This window comes from Chlorogloeopsis fritschii PCC 6912 (assembly GCF_000317285.1).
GTDB classification, from domain to species: domain Bacteria; phylum Cyanobacteriota; class Cyanobacteriia; order Cyanobacteriales; family Nostocaceae; genus Chlorogloeopsis; species Chlorogloeopsis fritschii.
Map to the genome: position 1 here is coordinate 14,525 of NZ_AJLN01000035.1, position 20,496 is coordinate 35,020.

The 20,496-nt window shown below is 41.6% G+C and carries 17 protein-coding genes; 10 read left to right on the forward strand and 7 right to left on the reverse strand.

Going from position 1 to position 20,496, the window contains the following annotated elements:
- Nucleotides 1–97 precede the first annotated feature (97 nt).
- Together UYC_RS0102055 and UYC_RS0102060 are read right to left on the reverse strand one after the other, a co-directional pair.
- A complete protein-coding gene (locus UYC_RS0102055; protein WP_016872973.1) occupies nucleotides 98–976 on the reverse strand; it encodes an aspartoacylase in 879 nt (292 codons plus the stop codon).
- 343 nt (nucleotides 977–1,319) lie between these two features.
- On the reverse strand, nucleotides 1,320–2,978 hold the full coding sequence (locus UYC_RS0102060; RefSeq protein WP_026087329.1) for a mechanosensitive ion channel: 1,659 nt from the start codon (nucleotides 2,976–2,978) through the stop codon (nucleotides 1,320–1,322).
- A 348-nt stretch (nucleotides 2,979–3,326) separates the two neighbouring features.
- Between UYC_RS0102060 and UYC_RS0102065 the strand changes: the two genes are divergently transcribed.
- A complete protein-coding gene (locus UYC_RS0102065) occupies nucleotides 3,327–3,773 on the forward strand; it encodes an SRPBCC family protein (RefSeq protein WP_016872975.1) in 447 nt (148 codons plus the stop codon).
- A gap of 159 nt (nucleotides 3,774–3,932) precedes the next feature.
- Here UYC_RS0102065 and UYC_RS0102070 read toward each other — a convergent pair whose 3' ends face one another.
- The 3 genes from UYC_RS0102070 to UYC_RS0102080 form a co-directional block, all read right to left on the reverse strand.
- Nucleotides 3,933–4,754, reverse strand: coding sequence for a SirB1 family protein (locus UYC_RS0102070; RefSeq protein ID WP_016872976.1), 822 nt, complete (start codon nucleotides 4,752–4,754; stop codon nucleotides 3,933–3,935).
- A 227-nt stretch (nucleotides 4,755–4,981) separates the two neighbouring features.
- Nucleotides 4,982–5,668, reverse strand: coding sequence for a response regulator transcription factor (locus UYC_RS0102075; RefSeq protein WP_016872977.1), 687 nt, complete (start codon nucleotides 5,666–5,668; stop codon nucleotides 4,982–4,984).
- A gap of 1 nt (nucleotide 5,669) precedes the next feature.
- Complete coding sequence (locus tag UYC_RS0102080; protein WP_016872978.1) at nucleotides 5,670–6,773, reverse strand: sensor histidine kinase; 1,104 nt, start codon at nucleotides 6,771–6,773, stop codon at nucleotides 5,670–5,672.
- Nucleotides 6,774–7,011: 238 nt separating this feature from the next.
- Here UYC_RS0102080 and UYC_RS0102085 point away from each other — a divergent pair, with 238 nt between their 5' ends.
- From UYC_RS0102085 to UYC_RS0102105, 6 genes are all read left to right on the forward strand, one after another.
- Complete coding sequence (locus tag UYC_RS0102085) at nucleotides 7,012–7,317, forward strand: hypothetical protein (RefSeq protein ID WP_235082865.1); 306 nt, start codon at nucleotides 7,012–7,014, stop codon at nucleotides 7,315–7,317.
- A gap of 30 nt (nucleotides 7,318–7,347) precedes the next feature.
- Nucleotides 7,348–9,033, forward strand: coding sequence for a potassium-transporting ATPase subunit KdpA (kdpA, locus tag UYC_RS0102090; protein WP_016872980.1), 1,686 nt, complete (start codon nucleotides 7,348–7,350; stop codon nucleotides 9,031–9,033).
- 84 nt (nucleotides 9,034–9,117) lie between these two features.
- A complete protein-coding gene (gene kdpB, locus UYC_RS0102095; RefSeq protein ID WP_016872981.1) occupies nucleotides 9,118–11,187 on the forward strand; it encodes a potassium-transporting ATPase subunit KdpB in 2,070 nt (689 codons plus the stop codon).
- Between the two features lie 32 nt (nucleotides 11,188–11,219).
- A complete protein-coding gene (locus UYC_RS36255; RefSeq protein WP_081588130.1) occupies nucleotides 11,220–11,408 on the forward strand; it encodes a potassium-transporting ATPase subunit F in 189 nt (62 codons plus the stop codon).
- Nucleotides 11,408–11,998 (forward strand): K(+)-transporting ATPase subunit C, encoded by a 591-nt coding sequence (gene kdpC / locus UYC_RS0102100; RefSeq protein WP_016879222.1) that lies wholly within the window; start codon nucleotides 11,408–11,410, stop codon nucleotides 11,996–11,998. The genes UYC_RS36255 and kdpC overlap by 1 nt, the downstream gene beginning before the upstream one ends.
- 330 nt (nucleotides 11,999–12,328) lie before the next feature.
- Complete coding sequence (locus UYC_RS0102105; protein WP_016872983.1) at nucleotides 12,329–13,555, forward strand: PQQ-dependent sugar dehydrogenase; 1,227 nt, start codon at nucleotides 12,329–12,331, stop codon at nucleotides 13,553–13,555.
- A gap of 118 nt (nucleotides 13,556–13,673) precedes the next feature.
- On the opposite strand, the gene UYC_RS0102110 is transcribed toward UYC_RS0102105, so the two are convergent.
- Together UYC_RS0102110 and mnmG are read right to left on the reverse strand one after the other, a co-directional pair.
- The gene (locus UYC_RS0102110; RefSeq protein ID WP_016872984.1) at nucleotides 13,674–14,966 is read right to left on the reverse strand and encodes a hypothetical protein; all 1,293 of its coding nucleotides are present in this window, start codon (nucleotides 14,964–14,966) and stop codon (nucleotides 13,674–13,676) included.
- Nucleotides 14,967–15,187: 221 nt separating this feature from the next.
- Nucleotides 15,188–17,119 (reverse strand): tRNA uridine-5-carboxymethylaminomethyl(34) synthesis enzyme MnmG, encoded by a 1,932-nt coding sequence (mnmG, locus tag UYC_RS0102115; protein WP_200862350.1) that lies wholly within the window; start codon nucleotides 17,117–17,119, stop codon nucleotides 15,188–15,190.
- Between the two features lie 223 nt (nucleotides 17,120–17,342).
- On the opposite strand from mnmG, the gene UYC_RS0102120 reads away from it, so the two are divergent.
- The 3 genes from UYC_RS0102120 to UYC_RS0102130 all read left to right on the forward strand — a co-directional run bounded on the left by UYC_RS0102120 (nucleotide 17,343) and on the right by UYC_RS0102130 (nucleotide 20,382).
- On the forward strand, nucleotides 17,343–18,206 hold the full coding sequence (locus UYC_RS0102120) for a D-alanyl-D-alanine carboxypeptidase family protein (RefSeq protein ID WP_016872986.1): 864 nt from the start codon (nucleotides 17,343–17,345) through the stop codon (nucleotides 18,204–18,206).
- Nucleotides 18,207–18,756: 550 nt separating this feature from the next.
- Nucleotides 18,757–19,518, forward strand: a complete 762-nt coding sequence (locus tag UYC_RS0102125) for a M48 family metallopeptidase (protein WP_016872987.1) — start codon at nucleotides 18,757–18,759, stop codon at nucleotides 19,516–19,518.
- 9 nt (nucleotides 19,519–19,527) lie between these two features.
- The gene (locus UYC_RS0102130) at nucleotides 19,528–20,382 is read left to right on the forward strand and encodes a DUF72 domain-containing protein (RefSeq protein WP_016872988.1); all 855 of its coding nucleotides are present in this window, start codon (nucleotides 19,528–19,530) and stop codon (nucleotides 20,380–20,382) included.
- Nucleotides 20,383–20,496: the final 114 nt, after the last annotated feature.

The following is a 20,496-nucleotide window of genomic DNA, read 5'->3' on the forward strand; positions in this document are numbered from 1 at the left end:
TTACGCAAAATACCTCTCTAAATCTTATTACTTCGTGACCTCCGTGCCTCAGCGGTTCTATTCTTCCGTGACTGGTGCGTAAGTTCTTCTAACTTAGCTAGACTTTTATTAGTTGCTTCTTGGTTAAACACATAGCAATGCCCTTTTCGTAATAAGCAGCTTCGTTAATAAAAATGGGATAAAATATTGATTCTCCTTGATAAGTAATTTCTTTTCCATCAAAAGTTAGGAACATCGGATCGCCAGGATTAAGAGGTTCATAGTCTTGAAAATGAAGCTGGGGGTGAATCATTGCTTGAATCTCTCCGTTTTCGTCTCTAGGATAGTCGATAGTTTCCACATATTCAAAAAGGTTGAATGTACTATTAGTGGGTGAAATGAAACCTTGATTATACGCTTCTAAATAATCTAAAACTGTATAAATAAGTTGCTCTGTTTTCTGGAACAATTCTGCATTTAGCAATCCTTGGGCTACAGACCCAACTTCAATTACAAAGCCAAATGGACACAAGGATCTAAGAAAAGAACTCTCTTTATCAACTTGTGGACAGCAAATCTTAACTAAGGGATTTAGAGAACAAAGATAAGCTGCTAATTGCATCATGAATGGATGCTGAGTATCTAGGATTAAACTCAGCCCCATATTTGCAGTTGTAGAGTGCAAATCCACAATTACATCTACTTGAGATTTACCTTTTGGCCCTAGCATTTGATTTATGACCTTTGCTCGGATATCCTCATAACTAGAAAGGCTAGAATTTTGCAAATCTTGATTGAGAAAACAACGGTTCAAGTCTTTATCTATGTAACGCCTGTTTTTCTTAAAGGCTTGGGGATTGGCTAATAAAGTCAAAGTTTCAAAACTGGAGCGCTGAATTAGCTGGGGAAATCGCTCAAATTTCTTAATCAAATATACCCCTGTTAATTCATTTCCATGGGTTCCACCAACGATCGCCACCCGATTAATTTGATTCATCATAGTGATTCCTTTGAAGCAATAGAGAATCTAGTTACCTATTGCCGATTACCTGCTGGTGATTGAATTTCGTCTTTCACTCTAGTCATTTTTTAGCGCTTTGACCAGTTCTTTCACAACAATTTGGCAGCTTTGCCTATTCCTTAAATTAAAATACGAAGATTTTCTGATGCTTTAATCTGATCGGCAACGTCAACAGCATCCAAATCAATCCGATCATTGGTATCTCGAAAAAGTTATTCACGATTTAGAGCGCAACGCCATTGAAAATAAAAATAGGGGCGCACTGCTCTTGCGTCCCTATTGAGGTCATTGTATTGAATTTAATTGAGAATTATGATGTTTAGCCTCTATTTTTAAAGGAATCCAGCCATTCTCGAACTTGCTGGTGGGCGATATCGCGAGTACCCAAACCAAAGGAAAGAGCAATAGCAATAGCGATCGCACCTAGTAACAATCCAAAGGCTAAATTGACAATATCGGGGGCAACGCCGATTTGTTGTAGTGCCATTGCCGAAACCAAGATAATAATGGCAACCCGCGTTATTTGTCCTAAAATTCTGGCTTGAGCATTGCCGGAACTGGTAATAATGCTAAATGCAAGATTCGCGAGGAACAAACCAATCGCAAATACTATCAATCCAGCCAAAATTCGCCCCAAAATAATGACAATACCCGTCACTAATGTAGTCAGCGCTGGAATATTGAGGATATTTACCGCGGCTACAGTAGCAAACAGCATAACACCGACTAAGACAACAATACCCGCAATCTCTGAGGGGGTACGAGTCGGTGGCGTTGCTGTTGGTTCTTCTGCTGAAATAACAACTCTTCTGGTAGGTGATGGTAAACCCAAAATCGAGAAAATGTTATTGAAGCCTATACTTGTGAGAATGCTGGTGACAAGATCCGCCAAAAAGCGTCCCACAAAATAGGCAATCACTAAAATTGCTATGGCTGTAAAGATGGCGGGAAGCGCATTCAAAATTTGTTGCAGCATTGCGATCGCCGGTACCGAAATCGCTTCTATACGTAAGGTATTCAACGCCGCGATCGCCACAGGAATCAAAATCAAGACATAGACAATCGTACCGATAATTGCGGAAAGAGATTGTCCTGTGGCAGTGCGTGAAAGTCCAAATCGGTTTCCCAAATTGTCGATTCCTGTTGTTGCCAGCAAATTTGTCACAATGCGCCGCACCACATTCGCCACAAACCAGCCGACAACTGCAATTAGCACTGCTCCAATGATGTTCGGTAGAATTGCAATAATCTCTGTTACAAGTACTTCTACCGGACGTAATGCCTGTTGTAATCCCAAAGTATCTAGTATTGGGATCAGAAATAGTAAAAATATGAACCAATACAGGGCATTACCAAGCGTGTCAGAGAGAGGCAATTGATTCTGCCTGGTAGCTGCATCAGCATCCTGCGGTGGATTTAAACGTTCATCTACTCTTAATGCCCGCAATCCGCGTATTGTGATGAGCTTGACTAAACTAGCTACTAACCAAGCAACTGCCAAAAAGATTGCTGCACCTACCAACCTTGGCAAGAAATCGCCAATTTGATTGAGGAAAGCATTGAGCGGCTGAGATGCTACTCTTAACTCTAGCGTGTCTAAAACAGCAACAATCGTTAAGAGCAGAATACCCCAAAATACTATATTGGAGATTACACCCTCTACTTTGGGAAGTTCTCTGCCATCTTCACGCCCCATTATCCCAGCCGCAATCCGGTTATCTAGCCGTGTGCGATTGAGAAGATTTCGCGTCAGCGCAGCCGCGATCGCCGCAATTAACCAACCAATTAATAAAATTAATACTGCCCCCAACAAACGAGGCAGAAATGCAGTCACTTGTTGGAAAGTGTTCTGCACATAATTATTAATTCTGGCATCTTGCTGTGGTGGTAATGTTGGTACTTGTGCTAAAAAAGTCTCTCCCCTAATCCACAAACCAGATCCCATCAGTTGGGTTATGCTTTGCCAATTTATATTCATGGTTTTTGGTATTAAAGTTCAGTTGTCTCGCCAAAAAACACCGTAATGTTTTTGGAGTATAAGGCTACACACAGTTAAAATGCTAGTGTTTTGCCTTTTAATTTACCAGTAAATTTGACAATAAATGATGTGAGGGCTTCTTTTTCTCTTTATTTTTATTTATCAGTTAATTTTTCTGAAAAATGCTCAAAATATCTTTTTATCAAGATATAATTTTTTACTTTAGTCAATGTTATAAATATTACATAAAAAGATTTTAATTTATATTCGCTAAGACATTTTAACAAATCTGAATTTTGGGTTAGTCTAAAGTGCACATATAAGAACAAAATATGTAAATTATCTGCTATGCAAGTTTTTGAACAATCAATAGATATTAATGCTCCAGCGACGGTAGTAGAAGACTGCATCACCGATCGCATTTTGATGCACCGTTGGCTCAATCCGGCATTACGTTGTGAACCAGTGGGCGAATGGAATACTGATGTTGGCAGTAAAAGTCGCTTTATAATTCAAGTACCTGTAGTTCAGCCTACTTTGAATAGTACTGTTGTAGAAAGACAACCAGGATTGGTAGTCTGGGAATTTGATGGTTTTTTTCATGGACGCGATCGCTGGGAATGTCAACCGATAGATAAGAAAACGCGCCTACTGAACCGCTTTGAATTTGAAATTCCCAATCCGATCGTCAGCTGGGGTTTTAAAACCTTTGCTGAATACTGGACAAAACAAGATATGCAAGCTCAACTGCGCCGCCTCAAGCTCGTGGCAGAAGAAATACAGCAAGGGTTGTGAGGGAGCAGAGGGAGAGTGGGAGAGGAAGAGATGAGGGAGATAGGGAAGATGGGGAAGAATTTACTCTTATTACTTCCTCATCTCCCTCACCTTCCTTAACTCCCTCAAATCCTTGTCCTAATTTCCTTCTGCCTCCTGCCCTCTGCCATTTGCCTTTCTTCAATACCTACCAAGTTTAGTCAGCAGTCTTTTGATAATGTAAGCGTCTTGGGCTTCTGGAGTTATATCCAGGTAAGTTTCTAAGTCATTCGCGGCTTGAGAAAATCGTCCAAGTTGGTAGCACAAAAGTCCGCGATCGCGCAATTCTAAAGCCAAGTCAGGAAACAGCAATAAAACCCTCTCTACTATTGCTAAAGCTTTTTCCAATTCCTGTTGGCTGAGATAAATGTATTTGAGATTAGTGAGCATTCTTGCTAAAAATTGCTTTTTTGTCACCCCCGCTAGAAACTCTGGTTGTATCGACACGGGATACTGATACATTTGAGCCAGTTTTTCTTGACAGTCTTGGGGAAACATAATCTCCCCATCATTGAAGGCATCTACAAAAATCTCCATTTCTGGAATGTCAGGACGAATGAGAAAATGTCCAGGCATCCCTATTCCTACCATTGGAAAATCTATTCGTCGGGCAACTTCTATATATACTAGTGCTAGAGAAATAGGAATTCCTAAGCGCCTATCAATCACATCATTTAAAAAGCTATTACGAGGATCATAGTAGTCTATTTTATTACCTGTAAATCGTAAATCCTCGTAAATGTATTGATTAATACTTTGAATTATTCGCAGCGGATAGCGTTGTGGTGGCAATCGTTCTTCCAGCTCTGCTGCCATTGCATCAAGAGCGTTGAGATATTCTTCGACATCAAGATTGGGGTATTCTTCTTGAGCAATGTATAAAGCTGCCCTTGCTAAATCAATATACTCATCAGGCTGCTGGATTTCTTGGTAAAAATATTTCCGCGCTGACGAGTTATCCATAAGTCAATTTTGAGTGTAAGTTGACAGATTTGATTTTCAGTATTGCAGTGATTTGTACGTTTAAGTATTAAGGGTACTAGCAAGATTTGCAAATGAAGTTTACGCGGAAGCTTCTGGGAATTGTCTCTATCTGAGGTATGAAAATGAACTAGTGAACTACCAGTAGAGACTTTTTTATGACAGTATGAGTTTGACTTTTGCGAAATGGCATTAAAAATACTTTGAAATTACTCTTCTACAATCAAGTCGCTTTTGATGAAACGTTTTTGTAAAGCGACAACAACAGCGCTGTGGCGATCGCCTACTCCCAATTTATGCAAAATCGTATGGACATGTACCCGGACTGTTCCAGGTGTAATGTAAAGTGCAAGGGCAATTTCTCGGTTGGTTTTTCCTGCTACCAATAATGACAAAATTTCTTGTTCGCGTTGGGTGAGTGGGTTGGAGAAATTTGAGATATTTTCTGAGTCAAGTTGGGCACACTCAGATCCAAAAGCAGAACGAATTTCTTTGGTTGCGGTTTCATCCCACCAGGATGCTCCAGCAGCTACAGAACGGAGTGCTAACACCAATTTTTCCGCCGCCACTCCTTTGAGACAATAACCTTGAGCGCCTGCTGCAATTAACCGTGTAATTAGAGGTTTTTGAGAATGGGAAGTCAATACTAAGACTGGTAAGTGGGGATTTTGCTGCTTAATTTGTTTACAGGCTTCAATGCCTCCAATTCCTGGTAATCCTACATCTAACAGCACTACATCGAAAGGATTTTGATTAACTAACTCAATAGCTGTTTCACCATCTTCGGCTTCAGCAATAATTTCTAACTCTGTTTCTTGTTGCAATCGCACGCGCAAGCCTAAGCGGAAGAGTTCATCATCCTCAACTAAGAGAATTTTGATGGGGGTAGATGGCATCTCACACAGTAAGAGAGGATTGAAATGGGTAAGCCGGAAGCTTGAAAGCAAACATCGCACCGATAGGTACTCTATTCTCTGCCCACATTATACCGCCGTGGGCTTCAAGAATTTGCCGAGACAGGTAAAGTCCTAATCCAGAACCTTTGGCTTGGCGATCGCTATGTCCTTGATAAAATCGTTCAAATAAATGGCGGAATTGTTCGGGCTGAATACCTGCACCTGTATCCAAAATTTTCACTACTTGATAGGAATCTTGCGGTTCTAACACCACTTCAACACGCTCACCACGCCGGGAATGGTTGATAGCATTAACTAGGAGATTGGTCAAAACTCGTTGAAGTTGTAGTGCATCACCCTGAACCCACAGCGATCGCCGCCAATTAGAGTCACCATAGTTAAGTGAGAGATAAACACGACGGTTAGATGCTAAATCACTGAGAGTAGCTGTGGCTTCCTCTGCCAAGATAGTTAAATCCACAGGTTCTAAATTCAGTTTTAAGCCTTCAGTATCATTGCGATAGATATCTAACAAAGTTTCCAGTAATTGTAGGGAAGTTTGATGACTGCGTGTCATTGTGGCTAAAACTTTTTGCTGTGCTGGTAAAATAGCACCAAATTTTTCTGCCTCAAAGGCTTTGAGAGTTTCAATTGCTCCTAGAAGAGGCGTTTTTAAATCATGGGTGAGAGTAGAAGCAAAGTCTTCGCGAACTCTGGATAATTCTTCTTGAGCAGCCAGTTTAGCGCGGGTGAGGGCGATCGCATCTTGGGAACGTCGCAGGCGATCGCTCAACACACCAGTAACAATCAACGCCATCGCTGCGATCGCTCTACTGGCAATTGTGGAAGCCTTCATCACTTCGCCTACTGGTATTACAAGATTCAACATGGTTAAAAACACGGCTGCAAGGGTGGCTTGAAAAGTTGCACGCCTCCCCAGCCAAGAATTTGCCAACAAAATTGGCCCCGTGTACAGATATCCAAACACGTACTCAGTTGGTGTAGAGAACTCCAGAGCAATCACAACTATAAATAAACCAGCAATGAGCCAAAATTTGCCTAAAGGAGATTCTTTATTAGGTAATCTAGCTTTAAAATTAACCATTTAGAATTTAATGCTTATCAAGCATTTTTTATTTCAAAAAATGCATATATATCTTGTATATCTTACCTTATTAGTAATTTGTCAAAACGTGTTTATATAAAAATAAACGCTTGAATATATCTTACTTAAACATACTAAACACTTGATATAAATAAATAAACACTGTTTTATATCCTTCTATTGCTTGTCTTAGTGACTCTAATCATTAACAATATAAATTGTTACAAACTAGAAGATATTGATTTCTTCTGCTCAACAAAAAAATGCGTTTATGCCATTAGGTTTAATAAGTGTAAAAATTTGGGGTAATAGCTGCCATTGTGGCAAAGCATTAACAAGCTTAAGTTTGCCAAATGAATGTGTAATCATCGGTCTTGTTAGAGATACCCAAGTCATCTTAGTAAATGCAGAACCTATTATTTGCGATGGCGATTATATCTTGGCTGTTGCTTTAAATCCAGCCTTAGTTCCTATGCTCAAACTTGCCTTAAACAAAAGGTATTCAAGTCACTGTTTTCCACAAGATTATTTTCCCAAAAGTTGAGCAATACTAGTTCAGGAGCTTTTATAATTCATGTTACCAGGATGGATACAAATTGTTATCACACTACTCATTTTCATAGCAACTACTCCCTTACTAGGTAAATATATAGCTCAGATTTTCATGGGAGAAAAAACATTCCTTGATTTCATCATTAATCCCATAGATAAAGTTATTTATGCCTTGAGTGGTATTCGTCCCCAAGAACAAATGACAGGTTGGCAGTATACCAAAGCAGTGATGTATAGCAACTTCGTTATGGGGATTTTAGTTTATTTAATCCTGATATTTCAGGGAGGGCTACCATTTAATCCTACTAATTTAAGTGCTCCTAGTTGGGATCTAGCACTACATACCACTATTTCTTTTGTCACCAACACTAACCAACAACACTACTCTGGTGAGACAACCTTTAGCTATGCCAGTCAAACCTTCGCCTTGGGTTTTTTGATGTTTACCTCGGCAGCAACTGGTTTAGCAGTGGGTATTGCCTTTATTCGTGGTTTAACTGGTAGACCATTAGGTAACTTTTACAGCGATTTGATTAGGTCAATCACGCGAATTTTGCTACCTATATCTGTGATTGGGGGATTGTTGTTGATTTTGGCAGGTGTACCAGAAACATTATCAGGCCCAGCAACAGCTACTACTTTAGAAGGTGCAACTCAAGTAATAGCCCGTGGCCCAGTTGCTCACTTTGAGATGATCAAAGAATTAGGAGAAAACGGCGGTGGCTTCTTTGGAATTAACTCAGCCCATCCTTACGAAAATCCGAACGGCTTCTCTAACTTATTAGAAATGTGGGCAATGATGTCCATTCCCTCGGCATTGATTTATACCTACGGCGTGTTTGCTAACAACCATAAACAAGCATGGTTAGTGTTTTGGATGGTTTTTGTCATTTTTGTCTTTTTAGTAGGTGTTGCCGCAGTAGGTGAGTTTCAAGGCAATCCCGTTGTTAATTCTCTTTTAGGGGGACAGCAACCCAACTTAGAAGGCAAAGAAGTGCGATTTGGTTGGGCGCAAACAGCACTATGGGCAGTTATGACTACAGCAACTATGTGTGGTGCTGTGAATGGAATGCACGATTCCTTAATGCCGAATGGGGGATTTGCCACTCTATTTAATATGTTCTTACAAATAATTTGGGGAGGTCAGGGAACTGGTACAGCTTATCTGTTCATCTACTTAATTTTGGCAATATTTCTCACCGGCTTAATGGTCGGGAGAACTCCAGAATTTTTAGGACGCAAAATCGAGAAAAAAGAAATCATCCTAGCCAGCGTCATCTTATTAGTTCACCCCTTCGCTATTCTTATCCCCTGGGCAATAGTCTTTGGCTTTCCCGATCGCCTCTCAGGCATTACTAACCCTGGTTTTCATGGAGTTTCGCAGGTAGTTTACGAATACGCTTCCGCCGCCGCCAACAACGGTTCTGGTTTTGAAGGATTAAGTGATAACACCCTGTGGTGGAACCTCAGCACCAGTGTCAGCATTTTGGCAGGGCGTTATATCCCCATTATTGCCCTACTACTGCTAGCAGATAGTATGTCCCGCAAGCAACCTGTTCCTGTCACTTCAGGCACATTAAGAACTGATACAAGACTGTTCACAGGAGTGACAAGTGGCGTGATTTTGATTCTTGGTGCGCTCACATTCTTCCCTGTACTTGTTTTGGGGCCTTTGGCAGAAGCTTTTCTGATTGCCAGAGGTGGATAAGTGGTTAGGCAAAATTGAAGTTACGGGTGGATATCAGGTAAGAGCTTGAAGAATGTGTAATTAATTTTGTTGAAGTAACAACCAATGACACGATCTACCAAACCACGTCAAGAACGCAAACATACACCAAAAGTCAAACAATCTGGACTCTACAGGCGTGCGTTTCAACAAGCATTCATCAAATTGCACCCGCGTCATATGCTCAAAAATCCGGTAATGTTTGTCGTCTGGTTAGGCACAATCATTACAGCATTAGTGACGATCGCACCAGATCTATTTGGCCCAACTCCGGGTGATAATCTGAGACTATTCAATGGTCTAATTACCTTAATTTTGTTCTTAACCGTTCTGTTTGCTAACTTTGCCGAAGCCGTAGCCGAAGGACGAGGCAAAGCTCAAGCAGATGCCTTGCGATCGGCAAAATCCGAAGCCAAAGCCAAAAAACTCCTTGCTGATGGTTCCATTCAAGAAGTTAGTTCTACAGCATTAAGACGTGGTGACCAAGTCAAGGTAATTGCTGGTGATATTATCCCCGCTGATGGTGAAGTGATTCAAGGTATTGCCTCTGTAGATGAATCTGCCATTACAGGAGAATCTGCACCAGTATTGAAAGAACCAGGGACAGATATTGCTAGTTCCGTGACTGGTGGAACACGAATCATCTCCGATGAACTCACCATTCGCGTTACAACTGACCCAGGACAAGGCTTTCTCGACCGAATGATTAGCTTAGTAGAAGGAGCTTCCCGCAGTAAAACTCCTAATGAAATTGCTCTGACGGTTTTATTGGCAGTTCTGACTCAGGTATTTTTAGTAGTAATAGCAACTCTACCCACAGTCTCAGTCTACGTAAATTCACCTGTCAGTATTGCTGTATTAATCGCCCTGCTAGTTGCACTTATACCCACCACTATTGGCGGATTATTAAGTGCGATCGGTATTGCTGGTATGGATAGAGTTGCTCAGTTTAACGTCATTGCCACTTCCGGACGTGCCGTGGAAGCTTGTGGAGATGTGAACACTCTTGTATTAGATAAAACAGGGACAATCACTTTGGGTAACCGCATGGCAGAGGAATTTATCCCTGTGAACGGTCATTCTATGGAAAAGATGGCAAGAGTTGCTCTAGCATCGAGTGTATTTGATGAAACACCAGAAGGGAAATCCATCGTCAAACTAGCAGAAAAATTAGGAGCAAAATTAGATTTTGACCCCAAGCAAGCAGAAGGTATCGAATTTTCTGCCAAAACGCGCATGAGTGGCACTGATTTACCTGACGGCGTGCAAATTCGTAAAGGTGCAGTAGATGCGATCAAAGGATTTGTGCGTTCGCGCAATGGACAATTAACACCTGAACTTGATGCCGCTTTTGAGAGAGTTTCGAGATTGGGTGGTACTCCCCTGGCACTTTGTCAAAACGAAGTTATTTACGGTGTCATTTATCTCAAAGACATTATTAAACCGGGAATTCGAGAACGGTTTGATCAAATGCGGCGGATGGGAATTCAAACCATCATGCTAACAGGAGATAACCGCATTACTGCATCAGTGATTGCCCAAGAAGCAGGAGTTGATGATTTCATAGCTGAAGCTACACCAGAAGACAAAATTGAGGTAATTCAAACAGAACAAGCCCAAGGAAAGTTAGTCGCAATGACTGGAGATGGGACTAACGATGCTCCGGCATTGGCACAGGCAAATGTCGGCGTAGCGATGAATTCTGGTACACAAGCGGCAAAGGAAGCAGCTAATATGGTAGACCTGGATTCAGATCCCACCAAGTTAATTGATATTGTCACTATTGGTAAACAACTGCTGATTACCCGTGGAGCACTGACTACCTTTTCCATTGCCAACGATGTCGCTAAGTATTTCGCCATCATTCCTGCCATCTTTGCTGGTATTGGTGTTGGTAGCCTCAATATTATGGGTTTAGCTAGTGCCCAATCTGCTGTTTTATCAGCCTTGATATATAACGCCTTGATTATTCCCGTACTCATTCCCTTAGCACTAACTGGCGTCAAGTTTCGTCCACTCACAGCTGATCAACTTTTGCAGCGCAATATTTTTATCTATGGATTGGGTGGTGTCATTGCTCCCTTCATTGCCATCAAAGTGATTGACGTTTTGATTGCAGCCATAGGACTAGCATAATCAAATACCCCGTGCCTCTGGGCGTTTCAATCATGAAAAATTTATCTCTTTCTCTCTTCCTCACACTTACCCTCAACGTATTTTTGGCACAAGCCGTATACGCAGCCACCTCTGAGGAAATATCACGTACTGCATCCTACGCCATTGCTCTTTTAGGGTTAGTAACTGTAAGTGTCTGCATCTATTTATTTGTGGTCATTTTTCAACCGGAGAAATTCTGATGAGTCAGATACGTCAACTCAATAAAGCTGTTCGTTCCACCTTGGCTTTGTGGTTCTTAACAGCATTAATTTATCCTTTGTTGATGTTAGTTTGCGGACAGCTTGCATTGCCTTTTCAGGCTAATGGGAGCTTAATTAACAACACACAAGGCACAGTCATCGGTTCAGCATTAATTGGTCAACCTTTTAATAGCGATCGCTATTTTTGTAGTCGCCCCAGCACTGTTGACTATAGCACTAGCCCAGAAGTTGCTACCACAGGTACATCAGGAGCTAGCAACCTGGCACCCAGCAATTCCGAACTTATCGAACGTATTCAAAAGGAAGTCACACGGCTACAAAAAGCTAATATTCAACCCACTGCTGATTTAGTTTATACATCTGGTTCTGGGTTAGATCCCCACATCAGCGTTGATGCAGCACAGGCACAGGTAAAACGTGTTGCCTCTGTCCGCAGTATTAACCCAACCCAAATACAATCCTTGATAGCTCAAAATACTGATGGCAGATTCCTGGGTGTTTTTGGCGAACCTGGAGTTAACGTCCTCAAGTTGAATTTGGCACTAGACGCTTTGCAGTCCAATCGTTAACAAACAATGTCATAGGTGCAAGCCAGCAACCCAAATGGAAAAGATGGTTCAAAGGTTCTTTTACACAATGATTGATGGATGTAATCAGATATCAAAAAATAGATTTACACATTAATTGCCGCCGAGAATTAAAAAAATCACAAAATATTTGCGGAACAATACACCTTAGCAGCTAGTCTAACTAACGGACAATAACTATTAACTCACTAAAACTTCCTGCTGTTAATTGTCAAACCTAAAGAGGATTTTACATCCGCAGTTGAATACTAAATTGAATATTAAATATGTATTCAACCAAAGAATCTGTACAGGATTTTGCTAAATCTAAGCATGAAGTATTCAAGAAACTCTACAATCAATTTATTTTTCTGTCTCAGTTTAACGGGACTTGTTGCCTGTAACAATGCACCAGCAACACTGAGCAACTCTAATAATGAAAATCAAGCAGCATCACCCGCTGCAAATACAACCACAGCTGCCCAAACTCAAGCCTGTATCTATCTTAAAGATGGCTTTGGTTCCCAAGGACAGGTAAAAGTACGGGTTGAGGAGGTAGTTACAGGTTTAGAAGTTCCTTGGGGAATAGCTTTTCTGCCTGGAGGAGATATGCTAGTCACTGAACGCCCTGGTAGGGTGCGACTAGTACGAAATGGCAAACTGCAACAAGCTCCTGTGAACACCGTCAAAGTTACAGATTCTGGAGAAGGTGGGTTATTGGGGATTGCGGCTCATCCTAACTTTGCCAATAATCGATTTTTTTACCTGTACTATACAGTTGATAAAAATGGCTCTCCAGTCAATCGAGTTGAGCGGTGGCGATTATCTACTGATGGAGTTAAGGCATCACGAGACCGAATTATTATCGATGATATACCTGCTGCTATTTATCATAATGGCGGCCGTCTGCGCTTTGGCCCAGATGGGATGCTATATATTGGTACTGGTGATGGGCGAGAGCCAAAATCCTCTCAAAATATTGATAGTTTGGCTGGCAAGATTTTGCGCTTGACTCCAGACGGACAAGTTCCCAAAGATAATCCATTTCCAAACAATCCTGCTTTCATTACAGGAATTCGCAACACCCAAGGATTTGATTGGCCAAATCAGTCTACACTATGGGTGACCGATCACGGGCCTAGTGGTGATTTAGGAAGAACTGGTCACGATGAGGTGAGTGTTGCCACAGCAGGCGATAATCTTGGTTGGCCTGATATATACGGTTGTGAATCACAAAAAGGTATGGTTGTTCCCTCCCTCACTTGGCAGCAAGCCGTACCTCCAGGTGGAGCAGCAATTTATACTGGGAATACCATCCCTGAGTGGAAAGGAAACTTAATTATTGGTACTCTTGGTTCCAGACACCTACATCGGGTTGTTTTCGACTCAGCAAACCGCGATCGCGTGCAACTACATGAGGTGTACTTTCAGAATCAATTCGGAAGACTCCGAGAGGTGGCGATGGGGCTAGATGGTGAATTGTACGTTACTACTAGCAACTGTGACGGTAGAGGAAACTGTCCTCAAGGGGGAGACAAAATTCTCCGTATCACCCGATGAACCATTAGCCATTAGCTATTAAGTTAAGTGGACATAATTAAGACTCAAAACGCCAACCATTTAAATCTGCTTAGAAAGGAGCCTTCCCCTTCTGCCTCCAGCATAGCTGCCTTCTTTGTTAAAAATTCTGCCCTGCAAAAATTGATCGCACCTCACCGTTGCGGCGGATAATAGCTTCTCCGTTAGCGACATCTACTAATGTCCAACCACTGGAACCGATGCTTTCACCTATCTCAACGCGGCGAGTGATACCGTTCACTTTAAATAAAGCAGCAGACTTGTTTCCTAGTTCTAACAATCCCTCTAAAGTATGGGATGGAGCAGCAGGAGAAGAAATGGCAGATGCCGCCTCTGGTGCTGTAGCTGTAGGTAGCTTTGGAGGTGCTAACAAGTTTGGTACAGATGGTATTGCTGATTGGGATGCTTGTTGTACAGGTATTGCCGTAGGGTTGACGTCTAAGGGTTTGAGCTTTGGCTGGATACCCGCCAAAAGATCTGTAGGTTTGACTGGTTTATCCCCGGTATTCTGAGATGGAGATGCAGTTGGTACAGTTGTGCTGGCAGCAGAGGGTAGTTGTGGTAAGGTTGTGGCAATACCAGAGTTGGCTGAAGGCACGTAGCGCATTGGCAGTGGTGCTTGATAAACGGGAATATATATTCGCTCTACAATGCTTGTAGAACGGTTGGGAGTGGGGGGTGTATTGTTACCTGTCAAGACGGGTGGTAAATTCCCAGTTTGTTTTTCGTTTCTGACGTAAGCAAGGGCTGTACGATTACTTGCCATTCTTGATATGAGTGTATTGGCAGATGTAAGATAAATGCTCGCATCTTGCCTATCCATTGCAGCTAGTGCTTCTAATACGTAGTTGGCAAAATCGACTGCAACATCTTCTTTTGTGTATACCAGTGGCTGCAATTGCGGTTGGGATATCTCTAAGGCTTGCCGAAAGTATTTTGATCCTAGACGGTTGAGTAGATTGGAGTTGGATATCCAGACAATACCAGCGATCGCCAATCCTAAGGTTACTACCAGTTTTGGCAATCTACTCCAGTGCTGTGATTGTTGAGGTTGTTTCTTTACTAATTTACCAACACTAGAAGTACTTACCACAAACGTACTTAATTGATTGTTCCGAGATTGTGGAGTGTTCTGTGTGGTTTGGGTAGATGATTCTGGTAAAGCAATTTGCGGCACACTCACTGTTTGTGCATGAGTATATGGAGGTAACCTCTTAGCTGGGTTTCCCTTTTGCGCAGGTAATTTCCTGCTACCATCCAGAACAGAGTCTATCTCAGCAAAGAGATCGTCAATCAAACTGTCAGCATAGGTTTCCATCGACCAAGTTTCGCTGGCCATTAATTCCTCCGCTGGTTCTGGAATAATCAGGTTGGTGCTGATTTCTAAAGACATAGCAATTTCCAGTTTTAGCTTTTTGGGGAGATTTATTACCCTTGTTTATGCAAATTTTGAATAAAAAACCCATAAACCCATCCCAGCGAGACGAGTTGATGATTTATTCGGTATATAAATTTTGACTAGTATCTGGTCAGCGTTGATGATGCCTAAGTATGTACTTATGTCATCAATCATACCTGCCTATCCCAGATACTCCTTACTACTATACTCTTGCTTTATAAAGATTGTTTGACAGCTAGGGCTGGAAACTCAGTATCTGACTTGGTTTTACGCAATTCTAAATAGATCAGCAGAGCATTGATGTCGGCTGGGTTAACACCACCGATACGTGCCGCTTGACCGATAGTAAGCGGTTTTACCTTTGTAAGTTTTTCTCTTGCTTCTTTTGATAAGGTATCGATTGATGCATAATCTAAATCTGCGGGCAACTGGCGGTTTGCCTGACGAGCAATTTGTTCAATTTGATTTTGCTGTCTGGCAAGATAGCCGGAATACTTGATGTCGATTTCTGCGCCTTCTTTTTCAGCACGTTCGAGATTGGCATTTGCCAGTCCGTACCTTTCTAAATCAATGTAATGGAATCCCGGACGCCGCAGCAGATCAGCAAGGGTGATCGAGCCTTTTATAGCTTGTCCTGTAGCTTGAGCGATCGCTTTCCCAATTTCATCATGCTCTTTAATCCGTACTGTGTGTAGCCGTTCTTTTTCGGCTGCAATATTTGCCTGCTTGCGGACAAATAATTCCCAGCGGCGATCGTCTATCAAGCCAATTTCCCGCCCTAAAGGTGTGAGGCGCTGATCGGCATTATCAGAACGCAGAAGTAAACGATATTCCGAGCGGCTTGTGAGCATTCGGTAAGGCTCCCGCAAATCTTTCGTACACAAATCGTCTACCAGTGTGCCGATATAGCTTTCCTCACGTGCAAACACGATCGGAGACTGTCCGCGCACAAATCGCACGGCGTTGACTCCCGCTACAATGCCTTGAGCGGCGGCTTCTTCGTAACCAGTTGTACCATTGATTTGCCCGGCACAGAAAAGCCCTTCTATTTTCTTAGTCATCAGTGTGGGATAACACTGAGTTGCAGGCAAATAATCATACTCAACTGCGTATGCCGGACGCAACATCACACAATTTTCTAAACCAGGCAGAGTCCGCAACATTTGCAGTTGTAAGTTTTCTGGCAACCCTGTAGAAAACCCTTGAATGTAAAGCTCCGGTATATCTCTGCCTTCTGGTTCAATAAAAATTTGGTGGCTTTCTTTATCAGCAAAGCGCACAATTTTATCTTCAATACTAGGGCAGTAACGCGGCCCTTTAGCTTCTACCCAACCACCATATACGGGAGATAGGTGCAGATTTTCCTGAATCAGGCGATGAGTTTCGGCTGTGGTGCGCGTCATGTAGCAGGGCATTTGTTCCCTTTCTACCCACACTTGGGGGTCAAAGCTAAACCACCGAACTTCTGTATCTCCCGGCTGAAGTTCCATTTTGGTGTAGTCTACAGATCGCTTGTCTACCCGTGCCGGAGTTCCTGTTTTTAGCCGTCCTGTTTCAAAGCCCAAGCGGTTGAGAGTTTGGGTTAAGCCCTCGGCAGCAAATTCCCCAGCACGTCCTGCGGACATCGATTTGTTACCAACCCAAATCCGTCCTCCCAAAAATGTACCAGTTGTCAAAATTACGGCTTTACACTGAAACGCCACACCAAAGTAAGTCTGAACGCCGACGACTTCATCGTTAGCACCCAAGACTAAATCTGTAACCATGCCTTCACGAACAAGCAAATTTTCTTGATTCTCAATGATATTCTTCATTACTGCCGCGTATTCCCGCTTATCAGTCTGGGCGCGTAATGCCCAAACCGCAGGGCCTCGCGAAGAATTGAGAATCCGCTTTTGCAGATAGGTGCGGTCTGCCATTTTACCTATTTCCCCACCCAGGGCATCTACCTCATGGGTTAATTGAGACTTGGCGGGGCCACCTACTGCTGGATTACAAGGTTGCCATGCGATTTTATCTAAGTTAAGTGTCAATAGCAAGGTACGGCAACCAAGGCGTGCGCTAGCCAGTGCTGCTTCACAACCAGAGTGACCTGCACCAACAACGATGATATCAAAGGTGTCTTGGAATTCAACGGAATTGTGCATGGTCATAACTAGGGAACGGCAAGCTTATAGATATAGTCAATTCTAACCGATCCAATGCTTCCCTTATTGTCTTTATATGTGTTAGAAATTATACGAGTACTGAATTATTAATAGATATTTAAAGATTCGATTTAGGAGCCAGAGGCTCTAGTTCTCGTTACCAGTTCAACCTGGTAACGAGGGTGGGTTTGGAATTGAAATAAGATGATGATTGTAGGTAGTTGTGAAAATAATTTTGAGAAAAACTGTTTTTTATAGTCTCATTGCTTTGATTGTTTTTACTTTAGTGGCAAGTACAGGGAATACTCATCAACTCTTAAGTAGAAATGACCAACAATTACAAGATTGCTTGATGGCTGGCTCTGTAGTCAATCATAGACAACAAATTGGCAAGTTTTGTACAAATCTTCCTCAATCAGATATTTCACCTACTTCTACTTTGAACCTATCTGAAAGTGAGCGTTTTGTCGCTGAAGTCAAAAATAAACTGCTTGTGCTTCCACAATCGGGAAGTTATGAATATATTTTGCTGCGTGCCTACGGAGCAATATTTATTAATCAAAATCCGGGAGTAAAACTACCACAAAAAGTATTTTTTACTAATGAAAATGAGACAAAAGCCTTTCAATCTAATCTAACGTTGGGTAAAGTTAACAACACTAACAACTGCTATTTACAAAAGGTAGCAGCAGATGCTTTTAATCAGGCGCAAGCACAAGTGGCAATTCCTTTAAAATCTGGTTATGGCGCTAGTGATTGTACTCGTACTTTTACCACGAATCTAAAATTTTGGAGAAAATACGCCAACACTATAACTTTAGAGAGAGTTCGTCAAGGCAAGGAAACCAAAATTCTTTCTACTGTAGCTCCTCCCGGTGCATCACAACATCTTTGGGGATTGGCAATTGATTTACGAGCATTAACACCAATGCAAAAACAGGCTTTACATCAAAATGGCTGGTTTCAAACTGTTGAAAATGACATACCCCATTGGACTTATCTCGGACAACCACAGGAGAAATTGGCTGAGTTTGGATTACAAAATAAAATTGTCAAGGGAGTGAGCTATTGGGTAACACCGCTTTAACTCAATCTCATTGATTCTCTTGTTGGAGAAAGCTGGAATTGAGATTTTGGGAACAAGCGATCGCCTACTCAATGTCTACTATATAGATAGCAGTAGAAGGGATAATTCTAGATGACAACGAAAAATTATTTGCGTATCAAATTTGACTTAAAATAAGTGATTTCAACCCATAGAAGGAGGGGAATTTACTACCTTAACTATTTACCCTATAACTCAAGCTAAGGATAATATAAAGAATGTATAAGAAGCAAAATTAACTGAGGTTAGGTAAGACAGAGAATAGGTCAAAATATGAATATAATTTCCTAGTTTCCAGTTTGTTGATAGATAAATTCTAAATATTTAAGCTCACCCCATAATTGGTAATCACTCACTCTCTTGGAGTGTAAAAATATATCCAAACTCAATTATGTTAAAATGAAAAACTTAGTTATCGCTAATAGTTAATAGATATTAATGTGTGTTTTTTAGAAAACAATAAGTTTACACACTTCTTGTCAACCTCAAATAAACTTTTTTGACTGACTTGTAATTCTTAATTTTGACGCTCATGAATTCTCATTTCCGCAATAAATTAAAAAAACCTCTTTCTTTGGCACTGGGCTTAGGAACCGCTGTGAGTGTAGGATTATCTGCTCCTATGCCAGCTAGTGCAATTCCATTTCAGGAGTTAATTGTTCCTGGGATTCGCTATTTCCAGCTTTCCAATTTATCAACGAAAGACAAAGTCGCATTAGGTAGCGATATACATAAGCAGGTAGCAAGGAATTATCGGCTTAGTACCAACCAGACTGTTAACAGAATCGGGCAGCGACTAGTTAGAGCTAGTGATTGTTCTCAAATTCCTTTTAAATTTTATGTAGTTCAAGACTCAAGCATTAATGCCTTTGCTACCACAGGCGGTTATGTTTATGTCCACACTGGCTTGATTAGAGCAGCGGATAATGAAGATCAATTGGCATCCGTGATCGCTCACGAAATCGCCCACATTTGCAATGACGATTTAGTCAATCGACTCCGACAAACACAATTAGTTCAAGGCGCAGCCTCGCTTGCTGGCTTAAATCGTAGCCAATTAGCTGCCGTGGCTTATAAGGTTGCTGTAGATTTACCCAATAGCCGCGAAGCTGAATTTAGAGCTGATGCTAAAGGATTGCAATATTTAACAGCAGCTGGTTACGATCCTAATGCTATGCCTGCTTTCTTAAGTAAATTAGTTAATCGTTCTTCTACACCGACATTTTTGAGTACTCATCCCAACGCACGAGAGCGAATCGCTGTTTTAGAAAGAAAAATCGCTAGTCAACGATAGTATATTGTTGTGAACTTTTTTATTGGTTGCGCTGTTTGGGCATACAAAGGCTGGGTGGGCGAACTTTATCCTCAAGGTACTCGCCCAGCCGATTTTCTCCAGTTTTATAGCAGACGTTTTACTACAGTTGAAGGCAATACCACATTCTACGCTGTGCCTAATCAGGAAACTGTAACCCGTTGGGCAACTGAAACACCCACTGGTTTTGAATTTTGTTTGAAATTACCGCGAGATATAACTCATCAAGGGCTATTGCAACCGCATATTCCTGATGCTTTGAAATTTATAGAGGTAATGTGTCCTTTAGGTAAGCGTTTGGGGCCGATTTTTGCACAATTACCCCCTAGTTATGCACCTACATCAATAGAAGATCTTACCGCCTTTGTGGAAGCTTGGCCGCGTACAGAAATACCATTAGCATTAGAAGTTCGCCATCGAGACTGGTTTAAGGAACCTTACGCCAGTCAATTGACAATGCTATTAGAAAAGCTAGGTGTGGGAAGAGTATTGTTGGATTCCCGCCCTATTTATACAGGAGACGACGATCCACAATTACAATCGGAGCGACGTAAACCGAAGTTACCAGTACAGTTTAGCGTTACAGCACCTTTTAGTTTGATTCGATTTATTTCCCATCCCAACTTAACACTCAATCAAACTTTCATGGAGGAGTGGGTAACCCAAATTAAGCAGTGGTTGCAACAGGGAACGCGTATTTATTTCTTTGTTCATTGTCCAATAGAAGAGCGATCGCCTAGTACAGCCCGTTATTTTCAACAATTATTAGAACAAAATGGCGTCTCAGTTCCACCCTTACCTTGGAATAACTTAAATAATCCTCCCGATCAACTTAGTTTGTGGTAAGTATTAATTAAGGTAAGGGTAACCGCTTGACTTCAGACATCACTAATATCATGTCTGGTTAAAGACTTATGATTACGTTAAGTTTGAATCCGGAAGTTTTACATAAAATAAATT

Bases quoted from the DNA above. Each gene is read 5' to 3' on its own strand.
- UYC_RS0102055 (WP_016872973.1), bottom strand. From the start codon at position 976: ATGAATCAAATTAATCGGGTGGCGATCGTTGGTGGAACCCATGGAAAT.
- UYC_RS0102060 (WP_026087329.1), bottom strand. From the start codon at position 2,978: ATGAATATAAATTGGCAAAGCATAACCCAACTGATGGGATCTGGTTTG.
- UYC_RS0102065 (WP_016872975.1), top strand. From the start codon at position 3,327: ATGCAAGTTTTTGAACAATCAATAGATATTAATGCTCCAGCGACGGTA.
- UYC_RS0102070 (WP_016872976.1), bottom strand. From the start codon at position 4,754: ATGGATAACTCGTCAGCGCGGAAATATTTTTACCAAGAAATCCAGCAG.
- UYC_RS0102075 (WP_016872977.1), bottom strand. From the start codon at position 5,668: ATGCCATCTACCCCCATCAAAATTCTCTTAGTTGAGGATGATGAACTC.
- UYC_RS0102080 (WP_016872978.1), bottom strand. From the start codon at position 6,773: ATGGTTAATTTTAAAGCTAGATTACCTAATAAAGAATCTCCTTTAGGC.
- kdpA (WP_016872980.1), top strand. From the start codon at position 7,348: ATGTTACCAGGATGGATACAAATTGTTATCACACTACTCATTTTCATA.
- kdpB (WP_016872981.1), top strand. From the start codon at position 9,118: ATGACACGATCTACCAAACCACGTCAAGAACGCAAACATACACCAAAA.
- UYC_RS36255 (WP_081588130.1), top strand. From the start codon at position 11,220: ATGAAAAATTTATCTCTTTCTCTCTTCCTCACACTTACCCTCAACGTA.
- kdpC (WP_016879222.1), top strand. From the start codon at position 11,408: ATGAGTCAGATACGTCAACTCAATAAAGCTGTTCGTTCCACCTTGGCT.
- UYC_RS0102105 (WP_016872983.1), top strand. From the start codon at position 12,329: ATGAAGTATTCAAGAAACTCTACAATCAATTTATTTTTCTGTCTCAGT.
- UYC_RS0102110 (WP_016872984.1), bottom strand. From the start codon at position 14,966: ATGTCTTTAGAAATCAGCACCAACCTGATTATTCCAGAACCAGCGGAG.
- mnmG (WP_200862350.1), bottom strand. From the start codon at position 17,119: ATGCACAATTCCGTTGAATTCCAAGACACCTTTGATATCATCGTTGTT.
- UYC_RS0102125 (WP_016872987.1), top strand. From the start codon at position 18,757: ATGAATTCTCATTTCCGCAATAAATTAAAAAAACCTCTTTCTTTGGCA.